A 21,911-nucleotide genomic window follows, 5' to 3' on the forward strand; every position below is an offset into this window, starting at 1 on the left:
ACGAGAAAGCGTCTCACCCGTGGATTGGCGTCACGGCGTTCGGCGGTGGCCCTGATGGCATCAGGGGGGTTGGTGGCCGGTGCAGCACTGACCGCCCTCGGCCCTCTCGGTGCCGAGGCCTCCAGCCACCGCGAGGCGCCGATGATCGCCGGCACCCCGCAGTACGACAACACCGACGTCTACGCGTTCCGCAGCCCGGAGCGTCAGGGCTCGGTCACGCTCGTCGCCAACTGGTCCCCGTTCTCGGAGCCCGCCGGCGGTCCGAACTTCTACCCGTTCGCGAACGACGCCCGCCACGAGATCCACATCGACAACGATGGGGACGCCAAGGCCGACGTCACCTTCCGGTGGACCTTCAAGGACCACTACAAGTCCAAGGACACGTTCCTGTCCAGCACGGGCCCGGTCACGTCGCTCAAGGACAAGAACCTGAACTTCTTCCAGACCTACCGGCTGGAGCGGATCAAGGGCCACAAGACCAAGGTCCTCGTGAAGTCGGCCCGCGTGGCGCCCTCCGACGCCGGCAAGGCAGCGATGCCGAACTACGTCGACCTGCGCAACCAGGCCACCCGGACGTTCGGGAAGGTCAAGTCGTTCGCCGGTCAGGCCGAGGACCCGTTCTTCCTCGACCTGCGGGTCTTCGACCTGCTCTACGGCGGTGACCTCTCCGAGGTCGGCGACGACACGCTGGCCGGCTTCAACGTCAACTCGGTCGCGCTCCAGGTGCCCAAGCGCTGGCTCGCGAAGAAGGGCAACTCCAAGAAGAACCCGATCGTCGGGGTCTGGTCGACGACCAACAAGAGAACCGCTGGCGGCAAGTTCGTCCAGGTCTCACGCCTCGGCATGCCGTTGGTCAACGAGGTCGTCCTCCCGATCGCGGTCAAGGACGCGTTCAACGCCTCGCAGCCCACCTCGGACGTCGCGGCACTGAAGTACGTGACCAACCCAGAGCTGCCGAAGCTCATCGAGTCGGTCTACGGCATCGATGCGCCCAAGACACCTCGCAACGACCTGGTGTCGGTCTTCCTCACCGGTGTCAAGGGCCTCAACATGCCCAAGGGCAAGATGACGCCCAGCGAGCAGCTGCGTCTCAACATGAACACCCCTGTTACCGCCAACCCCAACCGGCTCGGCGTGATCGGCGGAGATGTCCAGGGATACCCGAACGGCCGCAGGCTCGGTGACGACGTCATCGACATCTCGCTGCAGGTCGTCGAGGGCGAGCTCGTCGGCAGTGCCAACGACCTCGGTGACGGCGTGGACGGCAACGACGCCGCCTTCGGCGACACGTTCCCCTACCTGGCCCTCCCGGTCAGCGGCAGCGACGCCGCCCCGCACCCGGGCTCCGGTCCGGACGCGAAGCAGTCGTCTGCCACGAAGGTGCTCGGCGTCGAGGCTGGTCGCACCACCTCGATGGCAGCGATCGGTCTGGGCCTCTTCGCCCTGATCGCCGGCATCGGCGGCGCCACGCGTCGTCGCAAGGTCTGACACCATTGATCGGCCCGGTCACGCGGCATCCCGCCCCGTGGCCGGGCCGGCACCAGGCAACTCCCAGAAGGGACCAGCGACATGCGCAGAAGCCTGACCGTGCTCGGCATCGGCCTGGTCCTCGGCGTCTCCGGTGGCATCGGCGTTGCCACCACGTCCGAGCCCCCGCCTGCGTCCACCAACCCCTCGATCGCCCGCGTCGTGCCTGACTCGGGCAGCGATCTGACGGCGACCATCACTTCCCTGCAGGACACCCTGCGCCGGCTGCCGAAGGACCACGTCTCGTGGGCAAATCTGTCGCTGGCCTATGTCGAACAGGCTCGCATCACCGGCCTCGCGTCCTACTACGAGAAGGCTGACGAGGCCGCGGCGCGCTCCCTGAGCATCGAGCCGGACGAGAACTTCCCCGCCCTGGGCGCCCGCGGCGCGATCGCTGCTGCCCGCCACGACTTCGCCGCCGCCCTCGCTGATGCTGACCGCGCCCTCGCCATCAACCCCCGTGACCTCACGGCCCTGGCCGTCCGGATCGATGCCCTCACCGAGCTCGGGCGCTACACCGAGCAGCTGCGCGCCGTACGTGCCGCCGACCGCCTCCGGCCGAGCACCACCATTGCCGCCCGCTACGCCTATGCCTACGAGCTGCGCGGTGACCTCGACCTGTCCGGCGACGTGCTCCAGCGTGCTGCAGAGTCGGGCTCGCTCGCGGACAAGGCCTACCCGCTGACGCTGCGAGCCGACATCCTGCGCAAGCAGGGCCGTCTGCAGGCCGCAGGTCGTGACCTGGCGACAGTCCGACAGGTCCTGCCCACCTACCTCCCCGCCCTGATCTCCTCGGCCCGCCTGAAGACGGCCCGCGGCGACCTCGAAGGCGCTGTCGCGACCTGGCAGAGCGTGGTGGCCCAGCAACCCCTGCCCGAGTACCTCACCGAGCTCGGTGAGCTGCTCCAGTATCTCGGTCGGACCGACGAGGCAAAGGCCCAGTTCGCTGTCGTCCGCACGACCATCGAGCTCCTCAACGCGAACGGGGTCGGCACCGACCTCGAGACGGCACTCTTCGAAGCCGACCACGGATCCGCGAAACGTGCCCTCACCCAGGCCCGCGCAGAGTGGGACCGCCGCACGAGCGTGCACGTCGCGGACGCGCTCGCCTGGGCGCTGCACCGGACGGGCCGCGACGCCGAGGCGCTGCCGATCACGCGTGCCGCGACCCGGCTCGGCACGCCTGAGGCGAGGTTCTGGATCCACCGTGGGACGATCGAGGCGGCCCTGGGGATGACGGCGGAGGCCCGCATGCACCTGAAGCGCGGCCTTGCCACCGACCCCGGCATGTCGCCGCTGCAGCGTGCCGAGGCCCGCGCCGTCCTGAGGTCTCTCGAGGCCCGGCGATGACACGAGCGCTGCGCGTCCTCGTGGCCCTCGGGGCGATCGCCCTCTGCCTCTTCGTGACGGCCGCTCCCGCTTCCGCCCACCCGCTGGGCAACTTCACCGTCAACCGCTACACCGGCATCCTGGTCTCCTCCCACGGCATCGGGGTCGACCACGTGATCGACCTGGCCGAGATCCCCACGGCGCAGCTCGGGGACGCCATCGACGACCTCCCCGCGCTGGCCGCGAGCCAGTGCGAGACCACCGGTCGCGGCTTGGACCTCGAGGTCTCGGGCGCCGCCGTACCGCTGTCCCTCGACAGTGCAGCCGCGACGACCGCGGCTGGTCAGGGCGGTCTCCCCGTCACTCGCATCAGTTGCAGGTACACGGGCGAGGTGTCCGTCGATGCGGGCGCCGTCACCCTCCAGGACCGCACGGCCCCGGGGTCGGTGGGCTGGCGCGAGATCACCGCTGTGGGCAACGCGATGACGCTGACGAGCTCGGACGTGCCGGACGAGAGCACGAGCGAGCGGCTCACCGCCTACCCTGAGGACCTGCTGCAGTCGCCCCTCGACGTCACCTCCGCGACGTTGGTCGTGTCCCCCGGCGGGCCGGCCGGCGCACTGCCGGGGAGCGGCGACACCGGCGCCAGCGCCACGGACGGCGGCTGGTTGTCGTCGCGAGCAACCGCGCTGCTGAGCGACAACGGACTGCTCGCCGCCGGTCTCTCGATCCTCGCGGCGCTTGCCCTGGGGGCCTCGCACGCACTGTCGCCGGGCCACGGCAAGACGGTCATGGCGTTCTACCTGTCCCAGCGGGGCGACTCGTCCCTCCGCTCGGCGCTCTCCGTCGGGAGTGCCGTCACTGCCGCCCACACCGGGACGGTGCTGCTGCTGGGTCTGCTGGTCTCGCTCAGCACTGCCTTGGTGCCGGCCCGCCTCTACCCCTGGTTGACGCTGGCCACCGGACTGCTGATCCTGGGCCTCGGGCTCTACCTGCTCGTGCAGCTGCGTTCGAACGAGGGAGGTCACGGGCACGGCCATGGCCACGGCCACGGCCACGGCCACGCGCCCGACCATCCTCCTACCGATGCCCACCACGATCACGGTCGGACAGCCGAGCCCCGCGTGTTCGGCGCGGTGACGATCGCCGACGCTCCGCCGACCACCCGCACCGAGGTGACTCCCGGGCGCGGCGGAGTCTGGGTGATGGGCCTGGTGGGTGGGCTGGTGCCCAGTCCATCAGCGCTGTTGCTCCTGCTGGCCGCGGTGGCCCTGGGCCGTGCCTGGTTCGGAGTGGTGCTGGTGCTTGCCTTCGGCATCGGGATGGCGTTCTCGCTGGCCGCCGTCGGCCTGCTGGCGCGTGGGCTGGTCCTGCGTCTCGAAGGCCTGGCCCTGCGACGGGGCTACCTGGGCGGACAGGTCCGCACCTTCCTGCGCTACGGAGCCATGGTCGGCATCTGCGCGGTCGGCCTCGGCGTGATCGTCCGCGCCGTCCTGCAGCTGTGAGCCGGATGTGTGCGCCACATTTCTTTTGCCGAGGGTCCAATCCGTTGACGGGGTTCGCGCCGAACTGAGGTTGTTGCACACGGAGTGCAACAAGGATCCGGAGGTTGCGATGCATGTCCCCGACGGTTTTCTCGACGCGCCGACGTCGCTGGTGACGGCCACCGTAGCTGCAGCGGGCATCGGCGTCGCGCTCAAGGGCGCCCGCCGCGAGCTCGATGACCGCACGGCCCCACTTGCCGGTCTCGTCGCCACCTTCGTCTTCGCCACGCAGATGCTCAACTTCCCGGTCGCCGGGGGAACCAGTGGGCACCTCATGGGGGGTGCCCTCGCTGCCGTCCTTGTCGGCCCCTACGCCGGGCTGCTCTGTCTGACCGTGGTCCTGGTCGTGCAGTCCCTGTTGTTCGCCGACGGCGGCATCACTGCGTTGGGCACCAACGTCGTGCTGATGGGGCTCCTGACCGTGGTCGGCGGATACGCCGTCTTCCGCGCCGCCCAGCTCGCGCTGCCGAAGCGTCTGTCCATGGTCGCACCGGCCGCCGCCCTCGGCGCGATCGCCTCGGTGGTGCTGAGCGCCGCCGCCTTCGTGCTCCTCTACGCCGTCGGCGGGGTCGTCCCGATCCCCTTCGACACGCTGCTGACGGCGATGCTCGGCGTACACGTATTCATCGGTGTCGGCGAAGCGGTCATCACCTTCCTGGTGGTGTCCAGCGTCGTCGCGGTCCGCCCCGACCTCGTCCACGGTGCCCGCCGGGTGCTGGCCGTCCGGGAGCTCGAGACCCGGCTGGTGTCGTCGTGAGGACGGTCTCGGACCGCACCGTCCTCGTAGTGGGCCTGCTGGTGGCCCTCACTCTGGCCGGCGTCGTCAGCTTCTATGCCTCCGGCAGCCCTGACGGGCTCAACCGAGTCGCCGCCGACCTGGGCTTCGCCGAGACCCAACAAGCGTCCGCGACCCAGGGCGGTCCGCTGGCGGGCTATGAGACAGCTGGCATCGACAACAGCCGGTGGTCCTCAGGCGTGGCCGGGGTGCTGGGGTGCCTGCTGGTGCTGGGTTGCTCGTGGCTCCTCTTCGGCGCACGCGGGCGCGACGCAGTCCTCGCACGAACGGAGGGCGAGTGACATGGGCGCCCCGCACGGACACCGGCTCCACTTCCAGGGCCACTCCCCGGTGCACCAGGCACCCGCGCACCTGAAGATCGCCTTCCTGGTCTCGTTCATGCTGGTCGTGGTCGCGACCCCGGTGCCGTGGCTCGCCGCATTTGCGGCGTACGCCGCTGTGCTTGCCGTGCTCGTCGCGCTGTCCGGCGTCCCCGCGCTCTACCTCGCCCGGCGGCTGGTCATCGAGACCCCGGTCCTGGCGTTTGCGGTGCTGCTCCCCTTCATCGCCACCGGCCCGACGGTGGACCTCCTCGGGCTGTCGCTCAGCCGGCCCGGTCTGGTCGCCGGGGGCGGCCTGGTCGTGAAGGCGACGCTGGGCGTCCTGGCCAGCCTGCTGCTCGCCGCCACGACGGAGCCGCGCGACCTCCTGGCCGGCCTGGAACGCCTGCGGGTGCCCAGCCAGCTCGTCCAGATCATGGGCTTCATGGTGCGCTACCTCGACGTCGTCTCCGACGAGCTCCGCCGGATGAAGACCGCGCGGGAGTCCCGCGGGTTCACCGCTCGCGACCCGCGCCACTGGCCGGTGATCGGACGTTCGGCCGGAGCCCTCTTCATCCGTTCCTTCGAGCGCGGCGAGCGGGTGCACCTCGCGATGATCTCCCGCGGGTACGACGGGACGGTGCGCCGATGACCACCCCCGTCCTCGACCTACAGTCGGTCGCCTTCGCCTATCCCGATGGCCACCAAGCGCTCTTCGGCGTCGACCTGCACGTGCACCGCGGCGAACGCGTTGCCGTCCTGGGGCCCAACGGAGCGGGCAAGACCACGCTCGTCCTGCACCTCAACGGCATCCTGCTGCCCGGCCGCGGCACCGTGAGCGTGTCCGGCCTGCCGGTGGTCAAGGAGAACCTCGCGGAGATCCGTCGTCGCGTCGGTATCGTCTTCCAGGACCCCGACGACCAGCTCTTCATGGGCAGCGTTCGCGAGGACGTCGCCTTCGGCCCGCGCAACCTCGGGATCCGGGGAGCCGAGCTCGACCGGCGGGTCATGTCCGCCCTCGACATGGTCGGGATGGCCGACTTCGCGGACCGCCCGCCCCATCACCTCTCGTTCGGTCAACGGCGGCGCGTGGCCGTGGCCACGGTGCTGGTCATGGAGCCCGAGATCATCGTGCTCGACGAACCCAGCTCCAACCTGGATCCCGCGTCCCGGCGCGAGCTCGCCGATGTCCTGACCGCTCTGGACGTGACCTTGATGATGGTCACCCACGACCTGCCCTACGCCCTGCAGCTGTGCCCCCGCGCGGTGGTGCTCTCCGACGGCATCGTCGCGGCACAGGGTCGGACCCTGGACATCCTGACCGACGACGCGCTGATGAAGTCCCACCGCCTCGAGCTGCCCTACGGCTTCGATCCGCACACCTGCTGAGGCTCTCCCACTCGGCCAGCGCCGAGTGGACCGCTGAGGAGTGCCAGACTCTCCCGGTGCTCCCCCCGCTCGAGATCGTGCGTCGGCTCCGGCCCATCTCGCTCATCTCCCCCCGCTCCGTGCACGCCTTCGGCGCTGGCAGTCACCCGTTGCCGATGCCGGCGCCGTACGCCGCAGCCGTCCTCGACCTCGGCCGCGAGCGTCCCGCCTCCATCGCCTTCCGGCTGGGCGAGCACGCACTGGCGGCCGTCTGGGACGGCCAGCGCGTCGCCATCACCGTCACGCTGGGGAAGGTCACCTCGACGCACCGCAGCCGCCGGCACGGCGCCTGCGTGCAGGCACCCACGCGCCTGGCCCTGAACCTGACGGGCACCCACCTCACGGCGCTCACCGAAGAGGCAGGGGCCTGGGTGGCCCGCGCACGACTCGACCTCCATGACCTCGCCGACCTCGTCGACGCCCATGACGAGGGTCTGCTCGCCGGCCTGCGAGTGGAGTCCGCCGGCGCGTTCACCGCAGGTCGCTTCGGTCAGCTCGGCCTGCGCGACGTCCGCCTCGTCACCACTCGTGACGGGCAGCCCGTGCGCGACGGCAGCCGGCTCCTGCTCAGCGCGACGTCGGCCGGACCCGGGTTCTTCGACACCGCCCACACCTCCGTCTGGACGCTCGATCCCGACTCCCTCGAGCTGGAGCATGGAAGCGACCTCTACTTCCGGAGACCCGACAAGCGTGGGGTGTACGGCGACCACGCCACCCACGTCGTCCGCGACGGCGACGGCTGGCTGGTCGCAACGAGCACGTGGGGTGACTTCGGCGAGAGGGACCCGAAGCGTTCCGTTCGAGCCACGATCGCGCGGACGTCGGTGGACGTACTGACGGGAGCGCACGTCCTCGACACCACCGAGCTCCCGCTGCCCACCGACGGCTTCACCTCCGTCGGGGTCTGGGACCCCCACCTCGTCCACACCGGCAAGGAGTGGCTGGTCGGCTACGCCAGCGCCCGGAAGTTCTTCCGGTTCCACCCGGCGCTCGCCGGCGGGCCGTCACTGGACCGGTTGACGTTGCGCGGTGCCGCCACGGACCGGCGCGCCACCGAAGGCTCGACGCTGCTGCGGATCGGGGACGACTGGCGAGTGCTGGCCAGCGACGGCCGCGACGGCCGGCGCGGCCACCGGGCGGGCTATCCGGTCTTTGACCTGGCCATGCAGCAGGTGGGTGCGCTTGCTGCGGCGTACCCGACCAATTTGCCGTGGCCGACGCTGGCCGAGACCGACCAGGGGTGGCTCATGATCACCTTCAACGGTCGACCGGCCACAGGGCCGCTGGTCGGCTATGGGACCCATGGCGACGTCGTTGTGCAACGAGAGGTGGGCCGCGTCTACCCTTGACGTGTGACGGGGGCCACCACCCTTGGCCCTCGTGAAGCTGGTCGCACACCCCCGCGGCCGTCCATCTCAACTCATGAGGACAACACCCATGTCTGTAGACGTCTTCGAGCTCGGCCACGAACACGAACAAGTGGTCTTCGCCAACGACGAGGCCACTGGTCTCCGCGCGATCATCGCGATCCACTCGACCGCCCTCGGCCCGGCTCTCGGCGGCACCCGCTTCTACCCCTACGCGTCCACGGATGCCGCGATCGAGGATGCTCTCAACCTCTCGCGTGGGATGTCCTACAAGAACGCCCTCGCCGGTCTCGACCTCGGCGGCGGCAAGGCCGTCATCATCGGTGACCCGGCCACCCTCAAGTCCGAGCCGCTGCTGCGCGCCTACGGACGCTTCGTCCAGTCGCTCAACGGTCGCTACTTCACGGCCTGCGACGTCGGCACGTACTCCGAGGACATGGACCACATCGCCCGCGAGTGCGACTTCGTCACCGGTCGCACCGTCGCGCACGGCGGGGCCGGCGACAGCTCGGTGCTCACTGCGTTCGGCACCTTCCAGGGCATGCGCGCGGCCGCCGCGGAGTCGTGGGGCGAGCCCACCCTGGCGGGACGTACGGTCGGAGTCGCAGGCATCGGCAAGGTCGGGCGTCACCTCGTGGGCCACCTGATCGAGGACGGCGCGACCGTGGTCGTGACCGACGTCCACCAACCGGCCATCGAGCGCATCCGCGACGAGTACCCGCAGGTCCGCGTCTGCGACTCCACCGAGGAGCTGGTGGCCTCCGAGCTCGACGTCTACGCCCCGTGTGCCCTGGGTGGCGCGATCAACGACGAGGTCGTCGAGACGCTGTCGGCGCGGATCGTCTGCGGCGCGGCCAACAACCAGCTGGCCCACCCGGGCATCGAGAAGCGCCTCGAAGAGCGCGGGATCCTCTACGCGCCCGACTACTGCGTGAACTCCGGCGGCGTCATCCAGGTCGCCGACGAGCTGGAGGGGTTCTCCTTCGAGCGCGCGCAGCAGCGCGCCGCGGGCATCTTCGAGACCACCCAGGCAGTCTTCGAGCTCGCGCGCGCAGACGGTGTCCCCCCGGCGATCGCTGCGGACCGGCTCGCTGAGCGTCGCATGCACGAGGTCGGCCGCCTGCGCGGGATCTTCCTCGGCTGAGACGACGGTCAGCCGGATGGCGCGGGACGCGCCGTCCGGTTGACGCTCAGCAGCTCGGCTCACCTGCAGGCAGGGAGGACGATCAGTCGCGTGAGGGCTCGATGACGTCAGACCACTTCTCGAGCACCTCAGGATCGATCTGCTCTTCTCGCTTGCCACTGTCGCCGTGCAACTCACTGGCGAGCGCCCCGAAGTCCGTCTCGTGAGTGCGGTACTTCAGGTCGCGTGCGACCTTCGTCTGCTTGGCTTTGGCTCGGCCGCGCCCCATAGGGTCAGCCCCCTCGCAAATCGGCCGGGGCAACGAGGCGCCCGGACTGTCCATAAGATTATCTCGTAGGCACAACGCTACCTGTTACCTGGGTGTTCCCGCACGTCGGGGGAGATGTTGGGCCGAGAAGTCGCGGAATCACCGCTCAGCGGTGAGCTCCGACGAGGGTGACCCGACCCTCGCCCCCGACCGAGACCTCGCCGGCGACCCAGGCGGGGATCCCGTGACCGGCCAGGACCTCGATCGCGGTGTCGACGGCATCCGCTCCGAGCATCGCGACCATGCCGACGCCGCAGTTGAGGGTGGACTCCAGGTCGTCGCGCGAGACGTTGCCGACCTCGCCCACCAGGGAGAAGATCGGGGGAAGGCTCCAGGTGCTGCGATCGATCGAGACACCGAGCTCGACCGGCAGCACGCGCTCGAGGTTGGCAGCCATGCCGCCACCTGTCACGTGCGACATCGCGTGCACGCGGTCGTCCCGGGCGAGGTCCAGGCAGGCCTTGGCGTAGATCCTGGTCGGCTCGAGCAGCTCCTCCCCCAGCGTGCGCCCCAGCACGTCGACGTCGCGGTCCAGCGCCCAGCCGGCGGTGTTCAGCAGGACGTGCCGGACCAGGGAGTAGCCGTTGGAGTGCAACCCGCTCGAGCCCATGGCAAGAACGACGTCACCCGGACGGACGCGGCCGGGACCGAGCAGCCGGTCGGCCTCGACGACTCCCGTCGCGGCACCGGCGACGTCGTAGTCGTCCGGGTCCAGCAGCCCGGGGTGCTCGGCGGTCTCGCCTCCGATGAGGGCACACCCGGCGACCACGCACGCCTCGGCGATGCCCTTGACGATCGCCGCGATGCGCTCGGGGACCACCCGGCCGGTCGCGATGTAGTCGGTCATGAAGAGCGGCTCGGCGCCACACACGACGAGGTCGTCGACGACCATCCCGACGAGGTCGAACCCGATCGTGTCGTGGACGTCCATCCGCTGGGCGATGGCCACCTTGGTGCCGACGCCGTCGGTCGAGGTGGCGAGGAGGGGCCGCTCGAACCTCGTCAGGGCGCTGGCGTCGAACAGCCCCGCGAACCCGCCGATGCCGCCGATCATCTCGGGCCGACGAGCCTTGTCCACCCAGCCCTTCATCAGGTCGATGGCACGGTCGGCAGCCTCGATCGAGACTCCGGCGGCGGCGTACGCACCGTTGCTGCCGGACACGGGCTCGGTCATGTCACTTCTCCACTCGCAGTTGGGCGGCTCGGGCGTGTGGGGCCCGGGGCTCACGGGTTGTTCAGGACCGGCAGCGCCGTGTTGTTGACCGGCATCTCGAGGAGGTGCTTGCCGAGGCGGTCGCTCTCGGGGAGCTCGATCGGGTAGACGCCGTCGAAGCAGGCACGGCACAGGTCGGGCTTGGGCACCGACGTTGCTTCCACGAGGTCCTCCATGTCGATGTAACCGAGGGAGTCGGCGTCGATGGACCGGCAGATCTCGTCGACGGTGAGTCCGTTGGCGATCAGCTCCGCAGGGGTCGCGAAGTCGATGCCGTAGAAGCAGGGCCACTTCACCGGCGGGGAGGAGATCCGCACGTGCACCTCGCGCGCTCCCGCCTCGCGCAGCATCCGGATCAGTGAGCGCTGGGTGTTGCCGCGCACGATGGAGTCGTCGACGACCACGAGGCGCTTGCCCTCGATGACGTCGCGGAGCGGGTTGAGCTTCAGCCGGATCCCGAGCTGACGGATGGTCTGGCTCGGCTGGATGAAGGTGCGACCGACGTAGGAGTTCTTCACCAGCCCCACGCCGTAGGGGATGCCGGACGCCTCGGCGTAGCCGATGGCCGACGGGGTGCCCGACTCGGGGACCGGGATGACGAGGTCGGCGTCGGCCGGGAACGCCTTGGCCAGCTTGCGGCCGATCTCGACGCGCACGCTGTGGACCCGCTGGCCGGTCATCATGGTGTCGGGGCGGGCGAGGTAGACGAACTCGAAGAGGCAGTGCTTGGGCGCCGCTTCCGCGAAACGCTGCGTGCGCAGGCCGTCCTCGTCGACGGCGATCAGCTCGCCCGGCTCGATCTCGCGGATGAAGGACGCGCCGACGATGTCGAGGGCTGCGGTCTCCGAGGCCACGACCCAGCCGCGCTCGAGCCGGCCCAGGACGAGGGGGCGAATGCCTTGCGGGTCGCGTGCGGCGTACAAGGTGTGCTCGTCCATCCAGATGAACGAGTAGGCGCCCTTGATCTGCGGGAGCAGCTCGGCGGCACGCTCCTCGACCGTCTGGCCGGGGTGGTGCGCCAGCAGCTGGGTGACCACGGAGGTGTCGTTGGTGCTGGCGGGCTGCTTGCGCAGCTGGAGGTCGAGGTGCCCGTCGGCCTCGCCGTCGGTGACCATCTGCGCCAGGTCGGCTGTGTTGATGAGGTTGCCGTTGTGGGCCAGGGCGATCGACCCGGTGGCCGTGGGGTGGAACGTGGGCTGGGCGTTGTGCCAGGTGCTGGCCCCGGTCGTGGAGTAACGGGCGTGACCGACCGCGAGGTGGCCCTTCAGCGACTCCAGGGTCGACTCGTCGAAGACCTGGGAGACCAGACCCATGTCCTTGTAGACGAGGATCTGGCGGCCGTTGCTGACCGCGATCCCGGCGGACTCCTGGCCGCGGTGCTGCAGCGCGTAGAGCCCGTAGTAGGTGAGTTTGGCGACGTCCTCGCCGGGGGCCCAGACACCGAAGACACCACAGGCGTCCTGCGGGCCGAGGTCGTGGGGGTCGAGAGCCGTGGTCAGACGGCCGTCGCCGCCCTTGCGCTGCGGGGAGGCCATGGGCACGGGGAGCAGTCTACGGCGACCACGGCCACACGTCCGCATCCAGCCGCGCCGCGGGCACCTCAGGCGTCGAGGTGCCCGGGACTGGGCTACGAGGCTGCGACTGCACTGCGCTTTTCGGCCCGGGGCCTGTCAGCCGAGCCGCTCGATGCTCTTGAAGGACGTGTCGGACTGCGGGTCGCGCCCACGGTCGTGGCCTGCACCGCCGACGAGCATGTCCACGCCCTACCCGCCACGCAGGTCGTCCTCACCCTCGCCACCGCGGAGCCGGTCCGTAGTCCGCGGGCTGGTCGGCCATCACGGTGCACGTGCCGACGGAGTGGAAGAAGACCTCGAGGCCGCAGAGCCGGCGCCTGCGCCGTAGCCACCCGCGCTCTGGCTGCCGCCCCCGCCCGCTCCGTTCTAGGGCCCCTCACTGGCACCGTCCTCCCCGACGGGACCGCCGCCGTCGCCCCCGCCGCTGAACGAGTTCCAAGCCCCCGGCGCCACCGGCCACGAGCACCCGGTCAGCCAGTCCGTAGGAGCCGGTCCGCACGTCCACGGCCCCGTTGCCGCCACTGCCGCATGCATTGATGGTGCACCCGAAGCCGTCGGTCCCACCCGCTCCTCCGCCGTTCCATCCGCCGGTGGCCCGGTGTCCCAACGGATCGCTGGCCATCCCGCCGTCCTCGCCGCGGCCGCCGACGTTGATCTGCAGGACCTGCCCCGGAGTGACCGCGAGGTCAGCTGTCGTGCGGCCTCCCCCGCCGCCCCCTGTTGCGGAGGCCATTTCGATCCGCAAGGTGTGCGTACCTGATGGCACGGTGAAGTAGTCGGCCTGTCCGCCGATGTTGTTGGCGCTGCGGTTGTAGTAGGTGCACTTGACCTGGCCAGGGATCGCGGCGACGGCGACATCCTGGTCGCCGGCCTCGCCGCACGTCCGCGTCGGGATCGCCGCTGACGCGGGAGCCACGGTGGCAGCGACGCTCACCACCGTCGCCATCCCGGCTACCACCGAGAACGCCATCGCTGCAGCCATGCGGCGACACAGACGGACACGGCTTGGTCGAGCAGTCGAACCAGACACATGGACCCCTAGATCAAGCGTCCTCGGCTGAAAGGTCTGGTCCGCCTCGCGCCCCCGAGTATCTGCGACACCGAAGAGATCGACAGCGGAAGAGCAAGCCTGTGTATCGCTCGTGGAGAAGCACACCATCGGTGTGCGGAACTGTGTCGAGTGGGTGGATCAACCCACCCCTGGGACCACGGAGGTCGGCACGACGTAGGCAGGTCGCGCTCCGGGGCGCAGGGATCGCGTTCAGGTCCGTCCCAATCGCCGCGAGCTGCCGTCGTCGTGCAGGCTCAGCGGTCCAGCTGGCCGAGGTTGCGGAGCAACAACGCCTCGGCGAGCACGACCTTCTCGAACTCGGCGAGGTGGAGGCCTTCGTTGGCGCCGTGGGCCCGGGTGTCGGGGTCCTCGACGCCGGTGACAAGCACGCTGGCCTTCGGGAAGGTCTCGAGGAATTCCGCGATGAACGGGATCGAGCCGCCGACCCCCATGTCGACCGGCGCCGTGCCGTCCCAGGCCTCGGCGAAGGCGGCCCGCGCGGCGTCGTACGCCGGTCCGGTCGCGTCGATCTGGGTGGCCTCACCCGTGTCGACGACCGTGGTGGTCAGGGTGGCGCCCCACGGGACGTGCTTCTCGAGGTGGTCCTGCAGGCAGGTGACCGCGTTGGCGGTGGTGTCGCCGGGGGCGACGCGCAGGCTGATCCGGCACCGCGCCATCGGGACGAGGGTGTTGGAGGCGCCGTCGACCTTGGGGGCGTCGAAGCCGGTGATGCTGAGGGCCGGCTTGGTCCACAGCCGCTCGACGGCCGAGCCGGTGCCGATCCACTGGACGCCCTCGGCTGCGCCGGACTCGGCACGCAGCCGCGCCTCGGGGTAGTCGACGTCGGCCGCCGGCCCGCTGTGCAGGCCCTCGATGAGCAGGTTGCCCTCGTCGTCGTTCAGGCTGGCGATCAGTCGGCTCAGCGCCATGATCGAGTCGGGGACGAGACCGCCCCACATGCCCGAGTGCACCGCGTGGGTCAGGGTCCGCACGCCGACGTCCATGCGGACCAGGCCGCGCAGGCTGGTGGTGAGCGCGGGCTCGCCGATGTCCCAGTTGCCTGAGTCTGCGATGACGATGACGTCAGCCTCGAGGCGGTCCTTGTAGGTGTTGAGCAGCTCGACGAGGGTGTCGGAGCCGACCTCCTCCTCGCCCTCGATGAACATGACGAGGTTGACGGGCAGGTCGTCGCCGAAGATGCGCACGGCTCCGAGGTGGGCCGCGATGCCGGCCTTGTCGTCGGCCGCGCCCCGGCCGTACAGGCGGTCACCACGTTCGGTCGGCTCGAAGGGGGGCGAGTCCCAGTCGGCGTGGTCGTTCTCCGGTTGTACGTCGTGGTGGGCGTACAGCAGCACCGTGGGGGCACCCTCGGGCCCGGCCTTCTTGGCGATGACCGCCGGCGGAGCGCCCTCGAAGGCGCGGACGATCTCGGTCTCGAAGCCCTCGGCTGCGAACAGCGCCTCGGTGGCCTCGGCGCTCCGCTCCACCTCCGCGGCGCGGGCCGGGTCGGCACTGACAGACTCGATGCGGACCAGGTCCTCGAGGTCTTGTCGGATCCCGGGGAGAACGTCTGCGAGGCGAGCACGGATGTCGATCGTCATGCTGCGCACCCTAGTCGGCGCCACGTCCGGCGCCCGTGGCGACCATGTCGACAACGACCGCGCGGTAGCGCTCGGCTGAGGCGAACGCGTCCACCGGATCCGCTGAGGGCCACCGGACCGAGGCCTGCGAGCCGAAGCTGGCGTAGCCGGTGTCCTGCCCCTGGCTCGGCCCGTCCCTTGCCGGTTGACTACGCCTCGTCCCGCCAGGCGTCGGGGCGCCGCTCCAGCGTGGTGTGCCGCTCGAGGTCGGTGAACCCGAGTCGTCGGTAGATGCGGATGGCGTCACCGTCGTGGTCGGCAGCGATCACCAGCCGCTGGACCCGGAGCTGGTCGACCGCGTGACGGCCAGCAGCGTGGACGACGGCTGCGGCCAGTCCCCGGCGCCGGTGGTCGGTGTGGGTCTCGACGCTCTGGAACCTGGCGACGCCGGCATGGGTGAGGAAGATGCCCGCGGTCGAGACCAGCTCGTCGTGGACGAAGGCGCCGAACCGCTGGCCGATCCGGCGAGTGGCAAGCCCGCGCTCCTGGTCGTTCCTCCTGCGGGCGAACTCCATGAACGTCGCCTCGCTGGTCTGCGCGTAAAGACGGTGACTGAGCCGCGCGCGCTTCTCCCAGTCGTCGTCGGACTCCAAAGGCCGCACGACGACGTCGTCGGCCAGCGCCGGCGGATCGACCAGCTCGGCTGCCGTCAGCACGACACCGGTGTTGACCTCCAACCCGGCCTCGACGAACGGGCGCAGGGCCTCCGTCATGTCCTCGATGCCATCGACCCCGATGGCCACGTGCTCGGCGAGCGGGAACTCGGTGTGGAAGGCGCCGACGACCTCACGCTCACCGCCGAGGACGGGCAGGGCCTTGAGGAGCAAGAAGTTGCCCCAGAAGTAGGTCGGGTTGGCCGGTGTCCGGACCACGAGGTGGGTGCCGCGGTCCTCGATCTCGCTGCCGGTCATCTGCAGCAGGCGCAGGTCGGTGCGGAAGCCCAGCGAGCGGATGTCCATTCAGTCCTCGATCTTGTTCGTGGTCTCGGTGACCGCGGGCGGGGTGTCTTCGCGGGTGGACAGGGGCAGGTACGCCGACAGGTCGGTGCGCTCGCCGCTGGCGGTGATGCGGCCCCTGGTGAGGGCGTCGGCCCACGTCAGCTCGCCGGTGGCCAGCGCGATCCACGTCGTGGGGTCGGTCTCGATGACCGCGGGCGGGGTCCCGCGGGTGTGTCGCGCTCCTTCGATGACCTGCGCGGCGGCGTACGGCGGGACGCGCACCTCGACGGACCGGCCGGGCGCACGCTCGACCAGGACGGCCAGGAAGTGCTTGGTCAGCAGCTTGTCGTCGGCCGCGGTCCTGTGCTCGAGCGCCTGCGCCACCGCGGACGGTGCTGCAGGACGTAGACGAACGGGCACTGCTGCACCCTAGCCACCGGGCCTACGCTGCTCCGCATGAGTGTGGAGTCCGCGTCGGCGCACCAGTCGAAGTCGCCGTCGCTGCAGCAGCTTTCGGCTGGCGCCGTGCACTCGACCGTCGCCCAGCTCAGTCGCCGCGTCTCGGCGCGCTTCCCCGAGCGCCGGCTGGTCGGCGTGGCCGAGGAGCTCATGCAGCTCGTCGAGGACGTCGAGGTCCGCATGGCGACGACGCGGGGGCGCCTGAGCCGGGTCCGGATGATCTCCCGTGTCTTGGTGGCCCTCGTCGTGGTCGCCACCGTCGCTGCACTGTCCCTGGCGCTGCGTGACGTCGGGCGCGTGGACAGCTCGGTCACCTGGTTGCCGCTGATCGAGAGCGCGATCAACGACCTCGTGTTCGCCGCAATCGCGATCTTTTTCCTCCACACCCTGCCCAACCGGATCGAACGCGGGCAGCTGCTCGACCTTCTCCACCGGTTGCGGTCGCTGGCGCACATCGTCGACATGCACCAGTTGACCAAGGACCCCGAGCGGTTGCGCGACGACTTCGTGCCGACGCCTGCCTCGCCGCGTCTCGACCTCGACCGGGCGGGGATGGAGCACTACTTCGGCTACTGCTCCGAGCTCCTGAGCCTGATCGGCAAGGCTGCTGCGCTGTGCGCGGAGGAGTCGCGTGATCCCGTCGTGCTCGACACGGTGAGCACGATCGAGCGGCTGACCACGGCCCTGTCGGGCAAGATCTGGCAGAAGATCAGCCTGCTGCCGAGCTAGGAGTCGATGGTCTCTAGAAGGGCCACGACCGCCTGCCAGGCGTCGGTGCCGGGGTTGATCAGGTCGAAGTGGCCCCCGGTCACCTCGACCAGCTCGGCGGTCGCGCCGGCCTCGGTCGCGGCCCGGACGTAGTCCTGGGACTGGGTGATGGGGACATTCTCGTCGTCCGGCGCGTGCAGGCACCAGACGGGGACGTCGAGCGGCACCTGGCGCATCGGATCGGCCAGGTCGTAGGACGGATCCTTCGGGTCGCTCTCCATGAGGGACTCGACGGCGCCGCCGCCGAGGTCCTGCCCGTATGCCGACGAGAGGTCCACGACCCCCGCCTGGGACAGCACCTGGGTGACCTCCACCCCCCCTGCCCACCGCTCGAATCGCTGGCGAGCGGCGGCCCAGGTGGCGAGGTGCCCGCCGGCGGAGTGACCGAGGGTGATCACCGGCCCTTCGCCCTCGGCGAGGTTGATGGCCGCGTGGATGTCGTCGAAGGTCTCCGGGAAGCCGCCGCCGTTGCCGACGCGGCGATACTCGACGTTGAGGGCCGTCCAGCCCCGGGCCGAGAGGTCGACGGCCAGGGACACGCCGAGCTCGGCGCCGTACGACGCCTGCCAGAAGCCCCCGTGGATGACCACGACCGTCCCGCGGCTGGTGCCGTCGGCGTCGTAGCGGTCGACCCACTGGGAAGGGTCCTCGCCGTAGCTCAGCCGAGTCGCGCTGGGCAGGGTGGCGCTGGTCGGTCGGTCGTCGTCGGTCGGCATGGGTTCCCCTCCGGGGGTCTCGTCACCAGCGCAGGCCGCAGCCAGCGGGAGCAGTCCAGCGGCTGTCAGAGCAGCGCGTCGCGTCATGGCAGCCATCGCAGGCGACCCTACCGACCGCGGCCCGCTCGCGGGTCAGCCGAGCGCCGCGGGCAGCGTCGCCGCCCACGCCGCCTTCGCCTCGGCGACCTCGAGGCTGAACTGGCCCTGGACGTCGATCCGCGTGCCGCCGGTGCGGCCGAGGGGGGTCAGCGGGACGGAGTGCTGCTGCGCCACGGCCTCGAGCCTGTCGGCGTCGTCATCGGTCACGGTGACGACGGCGCGGGCGACGGACTCGGCGAAGAGGGCCACGAACGGGTCGCCGTCGCCCACGTCAGCGACCGAGACCGACACCCCGATCCCGTTGCGGAAGCACGACTCAGCCAGCGCCTGGGCCAGGCCACCGTCGGAGAGGTCGTGGGCGCTGGTGATGACGGAGTCTCGCGAGGCGTCGGCCAGCAGCTCGGCCAGCGCGCGCTCCGCAGAGAGGTCGACCTGCGGCGGACGGCCGCCGAGGTGGGCGTGCATGACGTGCGCCCACTCCGAGCCGGACAGCTCCGCCCTGGTCTCGCCGAGCAGGAAGACCCGCTCACCCTCGGCGACGAAGCCCGTGGGGATGCGCTGGGTGACGTCGTCAATGACGCCGAGGACCGCCACGACCGGGGTGGGCAGGATGGCCGTTTCGCCTGTCTGGTTGTAGAGGCTGACGTTGCCGCCGGTCACCGGGATGCCGAGCTCGATACAGGCGTCCTTGAGCCCGCGGCACGCCTCGGCGAACTGCCACATCACGTCGGGATCCTCGGGAGAGCCGAAGTTGAGGCAGTCCGAGATGGCCAGCGGCCGCGCGCCGCCGGTGGCCACGTTGCGGTAGGACTCCGACAGGGCGAGCTGCGCACCGGCGTAGGGGTCGAGCTTGGCGAAGCGGCCGTTGCAGTCGGTGGCGACCGAGACACCCAGGTTGGTGTCGACGTCGACGCGGATCATCCCGCTGTCGTTGGGCTGTGAGAGGACCGTGTTGCCGCGGACGTAGCGGTCGTACTGGTCGGTGATCCAGGACTTGTCGCAGAGGTTGGGGCTGGCGACGAGGCGGAGCAGGGTGTCGCGCAGCTCGTCGCCGCTCGAGGGCCGGGGCAGCGCCTCCGCGTCGTCGGCCTGCAGGGCGTCCTGCCACGACGGGCGGGCGAACGGCCGCTCGTAGGTGGGACCGTCGTGAGCGACGCTTCGCGGGGGTACGTCGACGACACGCTCACCGTGCCAGTCGATGTGCAGGCGACCGGTGTCGGTGACCTCGCCCACGACCACCGCCTCGACCTCCCACTTCTCGCAGATCGCGAGGAAGGCGTCGACGTCGGCAGGCTCGACCACCGCCATCATCCGCTCCTGCGACTCGCTCATGAGGATCTCTTCGGGAGCCAGCGTGGAGTCCCGCAGCGGCACCCGGTCGAGCTCGACGTGCATGCCGCCGTCGCCGGCGCTGGCCAGCTCGGACGTCGCGCACGAGAGGCCGGCACCACCGAGGTCCTGGATGCCGGCGACCAGGCCCGCAGCGAAGATCTCGAGCGTGCACTCGATGAGCAGCTTCTCCATGAAGGGGTCGCCGACCTGGACGCTGGGCCGCTTGGCGGGCCCGCTCGACCCGTCGGCGCTCGTGTCGAAGGTCTCGGAGGCCAGCACGGAGACGCCACCGATGCCGTCGCCGCCGGTGCGGGCGCCGTACAGGATGACCTGGTTGCCGACACCGGACGCCTTGGCGAGATGCAGGTCCTCGTGGCGCAGGACGCCGATGCACAGAGCATTGACGAGCGGGTTGCCGAGGTAGGACTCGTCGAAGACGGCCTCACCTCCGATGTTCGGTAGCCCCAGGCAGTTGCCGTAGCCGCCCACGCCGGCCACGATCCCGGGCAGCACCCGCAGGGTGTCCGGGGCGTCGAGCGGGCCGAAGCGGAGCGGGTCCATCACCGCGACCGGCCGGGCGCCCATGGCCAGGATGTCGCGGACGATGCCGCCCACCCCGGTGGCCGCGCCCTGGTAGGGCTCGACGTAGGACGGGTGGTTGTGCGACTCGACCTTGAAGGTGACCGCGTAGCCCTGGCCGATGTCGAGGACGCCGGCGTTCTCGCCGATGCCCGCCAGCATCTTGCCGACCGGCGTCTCCTGCGGGATCTCGGAGAACTGCTTGAGGTGCACCTTGGACGACTTGTAGGAGCAGTGCTCGCTCCACATGACGCTGTACATCGCCAGCTCGCTACTGGTGGGCCGGCGGCCCAGGATCCCGCGGATCTCGGCGTATTCGTCCGCCTTGAGCCCGAGGTCGGCCCACGGCTGCTCCCGCTCCGGATCCGACGCCGCCACTGCCACGGTGTCGAGGGTGGTGGTGCGGCTGCTGGCTTCGGCCTGCTGGGTCTCGGACACGGACGCCAATCTACCGAGCACCACAGGGGCACTCGATCGCGCATCCGCGTGTGGGACGGGCGGCCAGCTCCAGGACTGTCGATCGCGTGACGAGTGTGACTGGTGGGACGTACGCTGTCGCTTCGGACCCCACCTTCCCCAGCCTCCGGAGTCACGACCATGCGCCGTCTGGCCATCGCCTCGAGCACCGCCGTGCTCGCCCTCGCCGTCACCACGTCCAGCTTGTTGATCACGAACTCGAGCGACTCGCCGACCGCGGTCGCCGCCCTTTCCGGCGCTGCGGAGCGCCTGGCCGACGTCGCGGCCTCGACGCCGGGCGAGTTCACCGGCCGCGGTTTCGACCAGTGCGTGGCTCCCAACCAGGCCGCCATGGACGCATGGGTCACCCATTCCCCGTTCCGCGCGGTGGGGATCTACATCTCGGGGGACTCCCGCGCCTGCCGCGTCCAGCCCAACCTGTCGCCGACCTGGGTCGCAACGCAGGTCTCCCGTGGTTGGCGGCTGCTCCCCATCGCCCTGGGTCCGCAGGCCTCCTGCCTGGACCGCTTCCCGCGCTACAAGGACGACTTCAAGATCAACCCCGACCCGGCCGGGAGCTATGCGGCCGCGCGCGCCCAAGGGGTCGTCGAGGCCGACAAGAACGCCGCCGACGCAGCCGCGCTGGGCATCGGCCCGGGCAGCACGCTCTGGTACGACCTCGAGGCCTTCGACCTGACGAACACCCGCTGCCGCGAGTCCGCCCTCACCTTCACCAGCGGCTGGGTGACCCGGATCAAGGAGCTCGGCCATGTCGCCGGCTTCTACTCCAGCGCGAGCTCGGGCATCAAGATGCTCGACGACGCACGCGTGCAGCGCCCCGGGCAGTTCGCGCTGCCGGACCGCATCTGGATCGCGCGCTGGGACGGGGTCGCCAACACGTCCACGACGTACATCAGCGAGGACGGCTGGCGCCCGGGAAACCGGATGAAGCAGTACCGCGGCGGTCACAACGAGACCTGGGGTGGCGTCACCATCAACATCGACAGCAACTACCTGGAGCTGAGTGGCTCGGGCGGCGCGCCACCGCCCGCTCCCGCACCCACGCCGGCTCCGGTGTCGGCACCCGTGGCCGAGGTCCACTGCGGCGGCACCCGGATCGACTTCCCCGCCTACTACACGCTTCGGCCAGGCGCGGCCAGCGCCTCCCGCACGAGCGCGCTGCAGTGCCTGCTCAAGGAGAAGAAGCGCTACGTCGGCAAGATCGACGGCATCTACGACCGGCAGACCCGCCGGGCCGCCGGCGCGTGGATGCGGTCGCGCGACTTCACCCCGACCAGCACGTGGCGCCGCAAGCACTGGGTCGCGCTGCTGGCCGGCCAGGAGC

20 protein-coding genes are annotated in these 21,911 nt (G+C 70.4%); 11 read left to right on the forward strand and 9 right to left on the reverse strand.

Annotation, left to right across the window (positions count from 1 at the left end):
- The first annotated feature begins 72 nt into the window (after positions 1–72).
- From JWN68_RS15550 to JWN68_RS15590, 9 genes are all read left to right on the forward strand, one after another.
- Entirely contained in the window at positions 73–1,488 is a 1,416-nt protein-coding gene (locus JWN68_RS15550; protein WP_297740523.1) for a DUF4331 domain-containing protein, read from the forward strand.
- Between the two features lie 81 nt (positions 1,489–1,569).
- Entirely contained in the window at positions 1,570–2,877 is a 1,308-nt protein-coding gene (locus tag JWN68_RS15555) for a tetratricopeptide repeat protein (RefSeq protein WP_297740525.1), read from the forward strand.
- Positions 2,874–4,361 (forward strand): hypothetical protein, encoded by a 1,488-nt coding sequence (locus tag JWN68_RS15560; protein ID WP_297740527.1) that lies wholly within the window; start codon positions 2,874–2,876, stop codon positions 4,359–4,361. Before JWN68_RS15555 ends, JWN68_RS15560 begins: the two co-directional genes overlap by 4 nt.
- Before the next feature lie 109 nt (positions 4,362–4,470).
- The gene (locus tag JWN68_RS15565; protein ID WP_297740528.1) at positions 4,471–5,157 is read left to right on the forward strand and encodes an energy-coupling factor ABC transporter permease; all 687 of its coding nucleotides are present in this window, start codon (positions 4,471–4,473) and stop codon (positions 5,155–5,157) included.
- The gene (locus JWN68_RS15570; RefSeq protein ID WP_297740529.1) at positions 5,154–5,477 is read left to right on the forward strand and encodes a PDGLE domain-containing protein; all 324 of its coding nucleotides are present in this window, start codon (positions 5,154–5,156) and stop codon (positions 5,475–5,477) included. Before JWN68_RS15565 ends, JWN68_RS15570 begins: the two co-directional genes overlap by 4 nt.
- Position 5,478: 1 nt before the next feature.
- A complete protein-coding gene (gene cbiQ / locus JWN68_RS15575) occupies positions 5,479–6,147 on the forward strand; it encodes a cobalt ECF transporter T component CbiQ (RefSeq protein ID WP_297740531.1) in 669 nt (222 codons plus the stop codon).
- Positions 6,144–6,884 (forward strand): ABC transporter ATP-binding protein, encoded by a 741-nt coding sequence (locus tag JWN68_RS15580; RefSeq protein WP_297740533.1) that lies wholly within the window; start codon positions 6,144–6,146, stop codon positions 6,882–6,884. The genes cbiQ and JWN68_RS15580 overlap by 4 nt, the downstream gene beginning before the upstream one ends.
- A gap of 56 nt (positions 6,885–6,940) precedes the next feature.
- Positions 6,941–8,272: a hypothetical protein gene (locus JWN68_RS15585; RefSeq protein ID WP_297740535.1), complete on the forward strand. Its 1,332-nt coding sequence runs from the start codon at positions 6,941–6,943 to the stop codon at positions 8,270–8,272.
- 88 nt (positions 8,273–8,360) lie between these two features.
- On the forward strand, positions 8,361–9,434 hold the full coding sequence (locus JWN68_RS15590) for a Glu/Leu/Phe/Val dehydrogenase dimerization domain-containing protein (protein WP_297740537.1): 1,074 nt from the start codon (positions 8,361–8,363) through the stop codon (positions 9,432–9,434).
- Between the two features lie 82 nt (positions 9,435–9,516).
- Here JWN68_RS15590 and JWN68_RS15595 read toward each other — a convergent pair whose 3' ends face one another.
- The 7 genes from JWN68_RS15595 to JWN68_RS15625 form a co-directional block, all read right to left on the reverse strand.
- Positions 9,517–9,702 (reverse strand): DUF3073 domain-containing protein, encoded by a 186-nt coding sequence (locus JWN68_RS15595; protein WP_297740539.1) that lies wholly within the window; start codon positions 9,700–9,702, stop codon positions 9,517–9,519.
- 145 nt (positions 9,703–9,847) lie between these two features.
- Entirely contained in the window at positions 9,848–10,915 is a 1,068-nt protein-coding gene (gene purM, locus JWN68_RS15600; RefSeq protein ID WP_297740541.1) for a phosphoribosylformylglycinamidine cyclo-ligase, read from the reverse strand.
- A 50-nt stretch (positions 10,916–10,965) separates the two neighbouring features.
- The gene (gene purF / locus JWN68_RS15605; RefSeq protein ID WP_297740559.1) at positions 10,966–12,489 is read right to left on the reverse strand and encodes an amidophosphoribosyltransferase; all 1,524 of its coding nucleotides are present in this window, start codon (positions 12,487–12,489) and stop codon (positions 10,966–10,968) included.
- 415 nt (positions 12,490–12,904) lie between these two features.
- Entirely contained in the window at positions 12,905–13,510 is a 606-nt protein-coding gene (locus JWN68_RS15610; protein WP_297740543.1) for a glycine-rich protein, read from the reverse strand.
- A gap of 323 nt (positions 13,511–13,833) precedes the next feature.
- On the reverse strand, positions 13,834–15,180 hold the full coding sequence (locus tag JWN68_RS15615) for a dipeptidase (protein WP_297740545.1): 1,347 nt from the start codon (positions 15,178–15,180) through the stop codon (positions 13,834–13,836).
- A 188-nt stretch (positions 15,181–15,368) separates the two neighbouring features.
- Positions 15,369–16,178: a GNAT family N-acetyltransferase gene (locus JWN68_RS15620; protein ID WP_297740547.1), complete on the reverse strand. Its 810-nt coding sequence runs from the start codon at positions 16,176–16,178 to the stop codon at positions 15,369–15,371.
- Positions 16,179–16,577, reverse strand: a complete 399-nt coding sequence (locus JWN68_RS15625) for a sterol carrier family protein (RefSeq protein ID WP_297740549.1) — start codon at positions 16,575–16,577, stop codon at positions 16,179–16,181.
- Positions 16,578–16,613: 36 nt separating this feature from the next.
- Here JWN68_RS15625 and JWN68_RS15630 point away from each other — a divergent pair, with 36 nt between their 5' ends.
- Positions 16,614–17,345 carry a hypothetical protein gene (locus JWN68_RS15630; protein WP_297740551.1) on the forward strand — a complete coding sequence of 244 codons (732 nt, stop codon included), beginning with the start codon at positions 16,614–16,616 and terminating at the stop codon, positions 17,343–17,345.
- On the opposite strand, the gene JWN68_RS15635 is transcribed toward JWN68_RS15630, so the two are convergent.
- Both JWN68_RS15635 and purL read right to left on the reverse strand, forming a co-directional pair.
- Positions 17,342–18,196: an alpha/beta hydrolase gene (locus tag JWN68_RS15635; RefSeq protein WP_297740553.1), complete on the reverse strand. Its 855-nt coding sequence runs from the start codon at positions 18,194–18,196 to the stop codon at positions 17,342–17,344. The genes JWN68_RS15630 and JWN68_RS15635 overlap by 4 nt on opposite strands.
- Positions 18,197–18,232: 36 nt before the next feature.
- On the reverse strand, positions 18,233–20,548 hold the full coding sequence (purL, locus tag JWN68_RS15640) for a phosphoribosylformylglycinamidine synthase subunit PurL (RefSeq protein WP_297740555.1): 2,316 nt from the start codon (positions 20,546–20,548) through the stop codon (positions 18,233–18,235).
- 159 nt (positions 20,549–20,707) lie between these two features.
- On the opposite strand from purL, the gene JWN68_RS15645 reads away from it, so the two are divergent.
- Positions 20,708–21,911, forward strand: a 1,204-nt coding sequence (locus JWN68_RS15645) for a glycoside hydrolase domain-containing protein (RefSeq protein WP_297740557.1), incomplete at its 3' end; no start/stop codon positions are given.

This window comes from Nocardioides sp., assembly GCF_025964975.1.
Classification (GTDB): Bacteria; Actinomycetota; Actinomycetes; order Propionibacteriales; family Nocardioidaceae; genus Nocardioides.

Coding starts and splice junctions, on each gene's coding strand:
- JWN68_RS15555 (WP_297740525.1), top strand. CDS start 1,570: ATGCGCAGAAGCCTGACCGTGCTCGGCATCGGCCTGGTCCTCGGCGTC.
- JWN68_RS15560 (WP_297740527.1), top strand. CDS start 2,874: ATGACACGAGCGCTGCGCGTCCTCGTGGCCCTCGGGGCGATCGCCCTC.
- JWN68_RS15565 (WP_297740528.1), top strand. CDS start 4,471: ATGCATGTCCCCGACGGTTTTCTCGACGCGCCGACGTCGCTGGTGACG.
- cbiQ (WP_297740531.1), top strand. CDS start 5,479: ATGGGCGCCCCGCACGGACACCGGCTCCACTTCCAGGGCCACTCCCCG.
- JWN68_RS15580 (WP_297740533.1), top strand. CDS start 6,144: ATGACCACCCCCGTCCTCGACCTACAGTCGGTCGCCTTCGCCTATCCC.
- JWN68_RS15590 (WP_297740537.1), top strand. CDS start 8,361: ATGTCTGTAGACGTCTTCGAGCTCGGCCACGAACACGAACAAGTGGTC.
- JWN68_RS15595 (WP_297740539.1), bottom strand. CDS start 9,702: ATGGGGCGCGGCCGAGCCAAAGCCAAGCAGACGAAGGTCGCACGCGAC.
- purM (WP_297740541.1), bottom strand. CDS start 10,915: ATGACCGAGCCCGTGTCCGGCAGCAACGGTGCGTACGCCGCCGCCGGA.
- purF (WP_297740559.1), bottom strand. CDS start 12,489: ATGGCCTCCCCGCAGCGCAAGGGCGGCGACGGCCGTCTGACCACGGCT.
- JWN68_RS15610 (WP_297740543.1), bottom strand. CDS start 13,510: ATGGCTGCAGCGATGGCGTTCTCGGTGGTAGCCGGGATGGCGACGGTG.
- JWN68_RS15615 (WP_297740545.1), bottom strand. CDS start 15,180: ATGACGATCGACATCCGTGCTCGCCTCGCAGACGTTCTCCCCGGGATC.
- JWN68_RS15620 (WP_297740547.1), bottom strand. CDS start 16,178: ATGGACATCCGCTCGCTGGGCTTCCGCACCGACCTGCGCCTGCTGCAG.
- JWN68_RS15630 (WP_297740551.1), top strand. CDS start 16,614: ATGAGTGTGGAGTCCGCGTCGGCGCACCAGTCGAAGTCGCCGTCGCTG.
- JWN68_RS15635 (WP_297740553.1), bottom strand. CDS start 18,196: ATGGCTGCCATGACGCGACGCGCTGCTCTGACAGCCGCTGGACTGCTC.